The organism is Achromobacter sp. JD-1 (assembly GCF_038594925.1).
GTDB classification, from domain to species: Bacteria; Pseudomonadota; Gammaproteobacteria; order Burkholderiales; family Burkholderiaceae_B; genus Achromobacter; species Achromobacter spanius_C.
The window spans coordinates 546127-555884 of record NZ_JBCGCS010000001.1; the positions used below are offsets into that span (position 1 = coordinate 546127).

Below are 9758 nucleotides of genomic sequence, written 5' to 3' on the forward strand. Positions count from 1 at the left end.
GCAAGATTGAGTCGGAACGATCGTATCACCGCCATCCGACTCACATCGCGCGACGTGCTATCCGCCCAACTTTCCTAGCAAGCCGATCAATTGCCGCTTTTCCGCCGTGTCCAACTGATGGCTGATACGGTCGTCATGCGCCTGGACAGCCTGCGTGATGTCGGCCAACACCCGGCTGCCGTCGGTTGTCATCGTCAAAGAATAGGCACGCTTGTCGTGTTCCACGTCCAGCCTTTCCACATACCCCAAGCCTTGCAGGTGGTTGACGATTTGCACGGCGCCTGACCGGGCAATGCCCAGGATGCGCGCCAGGTCGGTGAGCTTCAGGTTGGCATTGGCCGCGATCAGCGTCAGGGCGGAAAAGCGTTGCGGCGTGATGTCCCAAGGGGCAAGCGCGGCAAGAAAGTCTTCATAGATGACGATCTGCGCGCGCCGGATGGCGTAGCCGACCAGACCGTCCAGCGCGCCGTACTGGATGCCGGGCACATGGGGTTCAAATTGCTCGCCGCGGGCGGCGGGTCGGCGGGGGCGTTGGGATGCGGCTCTGGACATGGGGCGGGTGGTGGTTCGGGGCCTTGGTGCCGGGGGCCTCAACACTAATGCAGTCGGGGGCGTCGCGCCACCGGGTTACGGGAAATCCCCGGGGTGCGAAGAGTATCGGATTTTTGTTATGTTGCATAACAAATAAAACCAGGAGTAGACATGCAAATCGTCATTGCCGGGGCCGGCATCGGCGGTCTGACGCTTGCGCTGATGTTGCATCGGCGCGGCATCGATTGCCGCGTGTATGAAAGCGCGCAGGAACTCAGGCCCCTGGGCGTCGGCATCAATCTGCTGCCGCACGCCGTCAGTGAACTGGAACAGCTAGGGCTGATGCCCGGCCTGGCCGAGCGCGCCATCGAAACGTCACAACTGCACTACTACAACAAGCTTGGTCAGCCGATCTGGCGCGAGCCGCGCGGGCTGCAGGCGGGCTATCCCCTGCCGCAGTTTTCCGTGCATCGCGGTGAATTCCAGATGATGCTGGCGCAAGCCGTGCGCGAACGCCTGGGCGAGGGCGCAATCGTTACCGGCATGGTGCTGGAATCCGCCGAGCAGGACGCAAGCGGCGCCACCGCCGTGTTTCGGCGACGGGCGGACGGAACGGCGCATCGCGTGCGCGGCGATATCCTGGTGGGGGCGGACGGCATCCATTCCGCGTTGCGCCGGCAACTGCATCCCGTGGGTGATGAACCCCGATTTTCCGGGCGCATGCTGTGGCGCGCGGTGACCGAGGCCCCGCCGTACCTGGACGGCCGCAGCATGTTCATGGCGGGGCACCAGGACCAGAAGTTCGTCTGCTATCCCATTTCGGAACCCATGCGCCGCCAAGGGCGTTCGCTGATCAACTGGATCGCGGAACTGTCGGTGCCGGACGCCGAACTGCCCGCCACTGACTGGAACCGCCAGGTCGACAAATCCGTGTTCGCGGATCGTTTTGCCGACTGGCGCTGGGACTGGATCGACATTCCCGCCATCATTGATGGCGCAGAGGCCATCTACGAATTTCCGCTGGTGGACCGCGACCCCTTGCCGCGTTGGACGCGAGGCCGCGTTACCCTCTTGGGCGACGCGGCGCACCCCATGTATCCCATCGGTTCAAACGGTTCGGCCCAGGCCATCCTGGACGCGCGGTGCTTGTCGGACGGGTTGGCGCAGGCGGTCGGCGGCAGCGCACGCACGCTTGACATTGCACTGTTGGAATATGAGGCCGAACGCCTGCCGCGCACGGCCGGCATCGTATTGCGCAACCGCTTGAACGGCCCCGAGCAAGTCATGCAGATGGCCGAAGAACGCGCGCCGCAAGGCTTTGCGGACATTCATGACGTGATCACGCAACAAGAGCTGGCGGCGGTGTCGCTGCGCTACAAACAACTGGCGGGGTTTGATCCTGCCGCCTTGAAGAAGAGCCGGGAGACAACACCATGAGCCAACAGGACGCATCGGCGGACGCGCTGGCGCCGCACTTGGAACATGTGACGACGGTCATCGTCGAGGTGGGCGCGCCGCAAGAGGTAGGCGACACCCCGCAGGGCCGCCGCCGCGTCATTCCCATCACGGGCGGCACGGCGGACGGCCCACGCTTGCGCGGCAAGGTGCTGCCGGGCGGCGCCGATTTCCAGATCATCCGGTCCGCCACGTACACCGACATTCACGCCCGCTATGTGATCGAAACGGCGGACGGCGAACGTATTTATGTCGAAAACACCGGCATACGCACGGGCCACGCGGAGGACATCGCCCGCCTGGTCCGGGGCGAACCCGTGGACCCCGCACGCATTTATTTCCGCAGCTATCCGCGCTTTGAAACCGCATCGCCGGGCTTGGCGTGGATGAACGAAAGCCTCTTCATCGGCACGGGTGCGCGCTATCCCGACCGGGTTGAGCTGCGCTTCTACCGCATTTGCTGAACCCGCGGCATCCGCTGCGGCATGAATATAAAAACGACTCGGAGACAACCATGACATCAACGCTGCGCCGCCTGTTGGGCGGTTTCCTGCTGTGCCTGCCCGTCGCCGCGATGGCGCAATTTCCCAATGGCCCCGTGCGCCTGAACGTGGGCTTTCCACCCGGCACGGGACCGGACATCGTCGCCCGTACGCTGTCGCAACACATGGGCCCGTTGCTGGGCGAAAGCGTGGTAGTCGAAAACAAGGTGGGCGCGGGCGGGCAGATTGCCGCGCAGACCGTGGCGCGCAGCCCCGCCGATGGCCAAACGATCTTGCTGGGCGAAGTCGGCTCCATCAGCATTTCGCCCGCCACGTACCGCAATCTGAATTACGATCCGCCGCGTGATTTCGCGCCAATCTCCGAAGTGGTGCGTGCTGACTTCGTGCTGGTGGTGCCGGCGGATTCTCCGTACAAGGACTTGAAGGCCTTCGTTGAAAGTGGCAAGAAGGCATCGGACAGAATCAACTTCGCCACCTTCGGCGCAGGCACGCCCGGCCACTTTGGCGCGGAGCTTTTCGCGCGCGAAGCAGGCATGAAGATCGAAGCCATCCATTACCGTTCAACGGGTGATGCGGTGTCGGGCCTGGTGTCCGGCGCGGTGCAGGCGGCGTTCGTGACCACGGCGCTGGCCGTGCCGCAGGTGCAGGGCGGCAAGATGCGCGCGCTGGCCATTACCGGCGCGCAACGTTCGCCCGCCCTGGCTTCGGTGCCCACCTTTGCTGAAGGCGGCTTGCCGGATGTCAATTTCGGGGCGTGGTTTGCCTTGTTCGCGCCCGCTGGGACGCCGGACGCGGTGTTGAACCGTTTGCAGAAAGACAGCGCCGCCGCGCTGCGCCAGCCTGCCGCGGTACGCACCCTGAGCGAAGCCGGCTTCGTCGTCGTGGGTTCCGACCGGAAGGCGTTGCAAACCTTGTTGTCCGCCGAATCCAAGCGCTGGTCAGACGTGGTGAAGGCCACGGGCTTTCGGGCGGATTGATCGGCACGGTTACGCGGATACCTTGCTGAAGTTGCGCTGATGTGGCGCTGGTTCGTCGGCTTGCCCAAGAGCAAGCGCCACATGCCGCGATCGCGTCTCTGCCGTCGCGTGTCAGGGCGCGACCGGCGCTTCGGCCTGATAGGCCGCATGCAGCAGGGCTAAAAATTCCGGTGCGTCCGGCATGGCCGTATCGCCGATCCGGTTCACGGCGATGCCGGGCGTCCACGAATTCATCACGACCGCGCCGCGTAGCGTCGGCAGCGTGTCCAGCTTCACGGACTGCACCCGCTGCGCCACGCCCCTTTTTTCCAATTGCCGTTGCACGATGCCCATCGTCGTGCCGGTAAGCATCGCGGCGTCCGGCCACACCACGGCCTGTCCGTCCCAGAACGCCAGGTTCCAGATTGACGCCTCGCTCAGGCGCCCATGCCGGTCCACGAATGCCGCATCGTCGGCGCCCTGCGCCACGGCCTGGCGCAACAGATAGGTCTTGGCGACTTCGCCGACGTGCTTTACAGACGGCAGCATCCGTTCATGCTGCACTGCTGTCAGCGCAAGCGGGCCGGTTGGTCCCGATGACGGCGGTCCCGTCCGCACCAAGATTTCCGGCCGCACATCGGCCCCCGCCACCGTGAATTCACCGGCTGGCGAATACACGGTCAACACCAGCGATACATCGGCCGGGCCGGCCTGGATGGCGGACCGCAGCGCATTCAGCAGGACGGCGTCCGGTAATGCCTGTCCAAACATCTGGAGTGACGCCGCGTGCAGGCGCGCCAAATGCAGGTCCAGGCCTCGAACCTGTCCGTGCCGCACTTGCATTGCCGTGAAGTGGGCATAGCCGGCAAACGCAAGCGGACTCAAATCTGAAACGGTAGCGGGCAGGCCGTTGCGGTGCACGACATAGGACGGCGGGTTGGCAGGCATGAACAGGCTCCAAAGTAATCATCAAGTTTTGCCACTATGCGGGATTGCACGTACCTGAGGAAACGAGTTAATTTCGCCAGATCATCAAATTTGGCTTGAAGATAATGTCTCGCATGCTTCCAGGTACCCGGGCACTGAGAACGTTTGAAGCCGCGGCGCGCCACTTGAACTTCACGCGTGCCGCTGACGAGGTCGGGCTGACGCCCGCCGCCGTCAGCTATCAAATCAAAGAGATCGAAGAGCAGTTGGACGTTGTGCTGTTCACGCGCACCAGCCGCAGCATCCAACTGACGCCCGCGGGCAGGGTGCTGTTCGACGCGGCCATCGACGCGCTGGACACCCTGCAACGCGCGGTGGCCAAAGCCCGGCGCTTGAGCCGGGGGCGGACGACACAGTTGCGGCTGTCCTTGGGCGCGCGTTTTGCCACGCACTGGTTCTTGCCCCGCTTGTCCGAGTTTCGCGCCGCGCATCCCGGGCTGGAGTTGACGTTCGACATCAGCGACGCTGTGCGCGACTTCGAGGCCGACGACGTGGACGCAGCAGTGCGCTTCGGCGCGGGCGTGTACCCGGACGCCATCTCGCATCGGCTGTTCCATACCGTGGTCGTTCCCGTATGCAGTCCGGCCTTGCTTGAGGCCGGCCCCGCCTTGACGTCGCCCCGCGACCTGTTCAGCCGCACGCTGTGCTACGTGGATTGCAAGCCCGGCGGCATCGTCTGGCCGAACTGGCCGATGTGGATGGCTGCTGCCGGCATCGATGATTTTGACGACAGCCGTAGCGTCGCATTCACCGAATCCAGCCACGTGGTGCAAGCGGTGATCGATGGCGGGGCGGTGGGGCTGGTGGAATGGGAACTGGTTGAACGCGATGTGCGCGCGGGCCGCCTGGTCAGATTGTTTGACGTCGGCGTGCGCGTAGCGCCCGAGTATGCCTATCACCTGGTGTACCCGGCAGGCAGCGATGCAGATCCACGGGTCTGTGCGTTGCGGGATTGGATGCTGGAAATCGTGCAGGCGGAGCACACGGAGATTGCGCCGTAGACAACACCATTCGCGGCATTGGTTCCATCAATAGAACAGTTTGTTCCGTCCGAAATCGGCGGTTTTGATGCTTGCGCTAGTGCAAGCGTCACGGTCCTGCCGTTAGAATTCCTTCCCATATCACCCCCTATCTACCAGTCGAAAGGTCAAAGTCACATGAGCAACGCTTATCTCGACGCACTGAAAAAGCGCCGTACGCAGTATTCGCTGGGCCGCAACGTGTCGGCCTCCAAGGAAGAGCTGGCTGCCCTGATCCAGGACGCGATCAAGCACAGCCCGTCGTCGTTCAACTCGCAAAGTTCGCGCGCCGTCATCCTGTTTGGCGAGGAAAGCGTGAAGCTGTGGGACCTGACCATTGAGGAAGTGCGCAAGGTGGCGCCGGCCGAAGGTTTCGACAAGACCGAAGCCAAGCTCAAGAGCTTTGCTGCCGGCGTTGGCACCGTGCTGTTCTTCGAAGACCAGGATGTGGTGCGCAGCCTGCAAGAGAAGTTTGCCCTGTACGCCGACAACTTCCCGGTGTGGTCGGAACAGGCGGGCGGCATGGCCCAACTGTCGGTCTGGTCGACCCTGGCCAACGCCGACGTCGGCGCCAGCCTGCAACACTACAACCCGCTGATTGACGGCGTGGTGGCGCGTGAATGGAACGTGCCCGCGTCGTGGAAGCTGCGCGCGCAAATGCCTTTCGGCTCGAACGAAAACGACTTTGGCGACAAGCCCTTCATGGACGACGCCGAGCGTTTCCGCGTGGTCGGCTGATCAGCCTGAATCGGGCGGTGCACGCCGCCTGAGGATTCCCGCGCTATCAACCCGCACTTGCCCGACAGGGACGTGCGGGTTTTTTCATGTCGCGCGATCGGCAAGCGGGTGTTCCTGACGTGCATAATGGTCGCTTGACCTGCCCGGGTCGCAGGGGCCGGGCACGCCCTACCGCGCGGCAAGCACCGCGCGTTTCGAGGAGACACGTTATGGATCCGATACTTGCCGGACTGTCGAATTCATTGCCTCAAGCCAAGACGGTTGAGCAATTGACCCGCCCGCTGCTGGATATGTTGGGCAGCGTCACCGGGCTGGAATCCACCTACCTGACCGCCATCGACCTGAAAGCCGATTTGCAGCATGTGCGTTTCGCCCGCAACGTGGGCCAGATGCAGATTCCCGAAGGACTGTCGGTGCCGTGGTCGGACACGCTATGCAAACGGGCGTTGGAAGAAGGGCGCATGTGCACAAGCGATGTCGCCGCCTGTTGGTCGGATTCCGATGCCGCCCGCCAGTTGGGCATCCAGACCTACGTGAGCGCGCCCGTGCGCACGGACGAAGGCATGTTGCTTGGCACACTGTGCGCGGCCAGTGCGAAACAACATCAGATCCCGCCGCAGGCCGAGGCCGTGTTGAAGCTGTTCTCCAACGTGATTGCCAATTTTCTGGAACGTGAAATGTTGATGGAGCAGTTGCAGGCCGCGAATGTTCGACTGCTGTCCTACGCCCTGACAGATCCGTTGACGGGCCTGCCCAATCGCCGCGCCCTATACGAAGAACTGGAACGGCTGGAAAAACGCGCGCTGCGCGAAGGCGGCAGCGTGTTGGTCGGTCTAATTGACCTGGACGGGTTCAAGGGTATCAACGACACCTACGGCCACCAGCAGGGCGATGTGTTCCTGCAAGAGATTTCCCGGCGATTGGCCAGCACCCTGCGCACGTCCGACATGCTGGGCCGCATCGGCGGCGACGAGTTTGTGCTGATCGGCCCCGGCCCCGTCATCGAACGCGGCAATATCGGCCCGGGCGGCGAGGCGCAACGCGGCGAAGCCGAAGACGCCGCCCGCGCGCTGGAAGAACGCGCTACGGCGGCCACCATCGGCCGCTATCAACTGGGCGATGCGGCCGTGCTTTATGAAGGCGCCAGCGTCGGCGTGGTGGCGGTCGACCCGCGCGGCCTGGACGCTGAAGCCGCGGTCCGTCTGGCCGATGCACGCATGTACGACATCAAGCGGGCGCGCAAAGGGGCGCGGACGATACATTGAGGGCTTCTTCAAGCGCATGCCGGCGCACGGAACGCCGTTCCCCCAATTCGTAGGATGGGTGAAGCGCGAGATGCCAGTGATAAGAACGCCACCGCCTCAACGCGCGCAACCCATCAGGCAGCATCGCGGTTCTTTTAATCTTCCGTCACAACGCAACGTCTGTTTGATGGGTTGCGCGCGTTGAGGCGCTTGGGTTTTTGCCTTGAGTCTTTCGCGCTTCACCCATCCTACGCCGTGCCCATCATCGATACCCGCGCTCTGCCGCCGACCACTTCAACGTCTTGCGCCACTTGCCGCCTTGCTGGCGCCGCGGGCCTTGTCCAGCGAGGGCACGGTGGTGTCCGCCCATGCTGAAGGCTCGTGCAGCGCGCAGGCCAACAGGGGGGACAACAATAGCGAGGCGAGTCGGATGCGCATGGGTCGGGAGCGGGTCTCGGTGAAGGAAGTCGGCGCAGGATAGCCCGGGTGCCCGTTTCAGAGCGTTGAACTCTGTTTCTATTCTGTAAGTGGATTTCATGCAGAATGGCGCGCTGCGCTTTCGGCACTAGCCGCAAAGCCAAACCGGCAGCCCTTGCAAGAGAGAAGAATGCAATGACATTGGCACGTTCCGCATGTTCCGCACGTTCCACGTATTCCGCAGGTTTCGCAGTAAAGGGCCTGTTCCTGGCCGGCGTTTTCGCGCTGTCCGCGCCGGCGATGGCGATCAATTGCGCCAAGGCTGGCACCGCCGTCGAAAAGCTGATCTGCGCCGACAAGGCGACGGTGGCGGCTGATGCCGGACTTAACCGCGCTTACCAGGCGATCTTGAAGCAGGCGCCGGACGACAGCATCCGCGCGATGCTGGTCGCCAGCCAGAAGCGGTGGCTTGAAGCGCGTGACCGCGCGCTGGACCGCCTGCTCACGGACCAGGACGCCGTGCCGGATGACAAGACCGCGGGCGAGATTGCGCGCGAACTGATCGAGAACCGCCGCGCGCAGTTCCAGGAAGCCGGCAAAGGGTCCGCCACGCCCACCATGATTCGCCGGGCGGTTCAGCAGCAGTTCCAGTCCCAATTCACGGGCGGCGCGTTCGCGGGCTATTGGACGTCTTGCGACGTGCTGCCGCGTGATTACGTCGACTACGCCTGCTTCGCGATTCGCCACTACCAGAACAACGACCGCGTGTGCTCGGTGGACGAATCCTGGGCGTCCGGGGCGGTCTACACCAAGCGCTACGTCGCCAATGTGGTTAACGGCAAACCGCGAGTCATCGCGTCCTGCTCGTTCAATAGTGCCGACGAAGCCTGCGCCACCGTCGGCGATACGAAGGCGAATTGGAACCGGGAGCCGGAAGCGCCGAAATATGTGTATGCCGACACGCCCTTGCCGAAGGTGGATGGCGAAATCGATGCGTCGGACGATGCCGAGTGGGTGCAGGCCTGCCTGACGGACCCGGCGTATCCGCCAGGGCAATAAGCCAGTACCGGGTTCAGTCCACCTTCCAGCCCCACTTCTTGAAGATCGCTTTGCCGTCATCCGAGGCCAGGTAATCCACAAACGCCTGCGCCTGCGGATGCTGCTTGCCACGTTGCGTCACCACGGCGCCCGCGTCGCGATAGATGCGGTACGGTTGTTCGACCTCCACCATGCTGGCCAATGCCGGGTTCGACACCTGCCAGATATTCCAGATCAGCCAGGCGTCGATGCTCTTGTCTTCCGTCCATTGCGTGCGCGCCATGGCGCTGTTGGCGGCTTCGGGCAAGACCAGGTTGGCGCGGAACGCGCGCACCGTTTCAATGTTGCCCAAGCGGCCCGCCACGTCTTCCCACAAGCCTGTTTGCCCCGCACCCGCCACGGCCATCACCTTGATGCCGGGCTTCAGCAAATCCTTGAAGCCGCTGATGCCCTTGGGGTTGCCCGGGCGCACCAATATCGCTGACGGGCGCAGGTACAGCGTGCGTGCGTCGCGGAGGTCGAACACGCCGGGCAGGGCGCTGGCAAAGCCGCTCATCATGTTCTCGGCACCGCTGAACAGCACGTCGGCGTCTTGCTTGGCTTTGCCTGCCCAAGCGGGCGTGGGTCCGGCGGTAATGTGGACCTTGACGCCATGCGACCTGCCGAACGCTTCGGCGGCTTCCTTCATGGCGGGGGCTGGGCCACCAGGGCCGTAGACATTCAGGTCCTGTGCGGCCCACGCAGTCGAGACCGACAGGAAGGCCAACGCGGCGAGGCCGCGGGCATAGGCTGTTAACGACTTCATTGCATGACACCTCATTCAAGTTCCGCCGAATTGCGGCGTGCCATTCGAACAGACGACGCGCATCG

At 63.5% G+C, this 9758-nt stretch carries 10 protein-coding genes; 7 read left to right on the top strand and 3 right to left on the bottom strand.

Annotation, left to right across the window (positions count from 1 at the left end):
- Nucleotides 1–57: 57 nt before the first annotated feature.
- Nucleotides 58–552 carry a MarR family winged helix-turn-helix transcriptional regulator gene (locus WBR68_RS02545; protein WP_050449629.1) on the bottom strand — a complete coding sequence of 165 codons (495 nt, stop codon included), beginning with the start codon at nt 550–552 and terminating at the stop codon, nt 58–60.
- Nucleotides 553–702: 150 nt separating this feature from the next.
- Between WBR68_RS02545 and WBR68_RS02550 the strand changes: the two genes are divergently transcribed.
- From WBR68_RS02550 to WBR68_RS02560, 3 genes are read left to right on the top strand one after another with little or no spacing between them, the layout of a single operon-like run.
- Nucleotides 703–1968 (top strand): flavin-dependent oxidoreductase, encoded by a 1266-nt coding sequence (locus WBR68_RS02550; protein WP_230693447.1) that lies wholly within the window; start codon nt 703–705, stop codon nt 1966–1968.
- Nucleotides 1965–2450, top strand: coding sequence for a DUF3237 domain-containing protein (locus tag WBR68_RS02555; RefSeq protein WP_230693448.1), 486 nt, complete (start codon nt 1965–1967; stop codon nt 2448–2450). The genes WBR68_RS02550 and WBR68_RS02555 overlap by 4 nt, the downstream gene beginning before the upstream one ends.
- A 50-nt stretch (nt 2451–2500) precedes the next feature.
- Nucleotides 2501–3466, top strand: a complete 966-nt coding sequence (locus WBR68_RS02560) for a Bug family tripartite tricarboxylate transporter substrate binding protein (RefSeq protein ID WP_050449632.1) — start codon at nt 2501–2503, stop codon at nt 3464–3466.
- Nucleotides 3467–3577: 111 nt separating this feature from the next.
- On the opposite strand, the gene WBR68_RS02565 is transcribed toward WBR68_RS02560, so the two are convergent.
- The gene (locus WBR68_RS02565) at nt 3578–4393 is read right to left on the bottom strand and encodes an aminotransferase class IV family protein (RefSeq protein ID WP_230693449.1); all 816 of its coding nucleotides are present in this window, start codon (nt 4391–4393) and stop codon (nt 3578–3580) included.
- Nucleotides 4394–4497: 104 nt separating this feature from the next.
- Between WBR68_RS02565 and WBR68_RS02570 the strand changes: the two genes are divergently transcribed.
- From WBR68_RS02570 to WBR68_RS02585, 4 genes are all read left to right on the top strand, one after another.
- On the top strand, nt 4498–5433 hold the full coding sequence (locus tag WBR68_RS02570) for a LysR substrate-binding domain-containing protein (protein WP_230693450.1): 936 nt from the start codon (nt 4498–4500) through the stop codon (nt 5431–5433).
- Nucleotides 5434–5589: 156 nt separating this feature from the next.
- Nucleotides 5590–6189: a nitroreductase family protein gene (locus WBR68_RS02575; protein WP_230693451.1), complete on the top strand. Its 600-nt coding sequence runs from the start codon at nt 5590–5592 to the stop codon at nt 6187–6189.
- 209 nt (nt 6190–6398) lie between these two features.
- A complete protein-coding gene (locus WBR68_RS02580) occupies nt 6399–7454 on the top strand; it encodes a sensor domain-containing diguanylate cyclase (RefSeq protein ID WP_127183702.1) in 1056 nt (351 codons plus the stop codon).
- Between the two features lie 591 nt (nt 7455–8045).
- The gene (locus tag WBR68_RS02585; RefSeq protein WP_230693452.1) at nt 8046–8909 is read left to right on the top strand and encodes a lysozyme inhibitor LprI family protein; all 864 of its coding nucleotides are present in this window, start codon (nt 8046–8048) and stop codon (nt 8907–8909) included.
- Nucleotides 8910–8922: 13 nt separating this feature from the next.
- Here the strand turns inward: WBR68_RS02585 and WBR68_RS02590 are convergent, their stop codons facing one another.
- A complete protein-coding gene (locus WBR68_RS02590; RefSeq protein ID WP_230693453.1) occupies nt 8923–9693 on the bottom strand; it encodes a substrate-binding domain-containing protein in 771 nt (256 codons plus the stop codon).
- Between the last annotated feature and the right edge of the window lie 65 nt (nt 9694–9758).

Excerpts from the sequence above, each read along its gene's own strand:
- WBR68_RS02555 (WP_230693448.1), top strand. The coding sequence starts at position 1,965 with ATGAGCCAACAGGACGCATCGGCGGACGCGCTGGCGCCGCACTTGGAA.
- WBR68_RS02550 (WP_230693447.1), top strand. The coding sequence starts at position 703 with ATGCAAATCGTCATTGCCGGGGCCGGCATCGGCGGTCTGACGCTTGCG.
- WBR68_RS02545 (WP_050449629.1), bottom strand. The coding sequence starts at position 552 with ATGTCCAGAGCCGCATCCCAACGCCCCCGCCGACCCGCCGCCCGCGGC.
- WBR68_RS02585 (WP_230693452.1), top strand. The coding sequence starts at position 8,046 with ATGACATTGGCACGTTCCGCATGTTCCGCACGTTCCACGTATTCCGCA.
- WBR68_RS02575 (WP_230693451.1), top strand. The coding sequence starts at position 5,590 with ATGAGCAACGCTTATCTCGACGCACTGAAAAAGCGCCGTACGCAGTAT.
- WBR68_RS02570 (WP_230693450.1), top strand. The coding sequence starts at position 4,498 with ATGTCTCGCATGCTTCCAGGTACCCGGGCACTGAGAACGTTTGAAGCC.
- WBR68_RS02565 (WP_230693449.1), bottom strand. The coding sequence starts at position 4,393 with ATGCCTGCCAACCCGCCGTCCTATGTCGTGCACCGCAACGGCCTGCCC.
- WBR68_RS02590 (WP_230693453.1), bottom strand. The coding sequence starts at position 9,693 with ATGAAGTCGTTAACAGCCTATGCCCGCGGCCTCGCCGCGTTGGCCTTC.
- WBR68_RS02560 (WP_050449632.1), top strand. The coding sequence starts at position 2,501 with ATGACATCAACGCTGCGCCGCCTGTTGGGCGGTTTCCTGCTGTGCCTG.
- WBR68_RS02580 (WP_127183702.1), top strand. The coding sequence starts at position 6,399 with ATGGATCCGATACTTGCCGGACTGTCGAATTCATTGCCTCAAGCCAAG.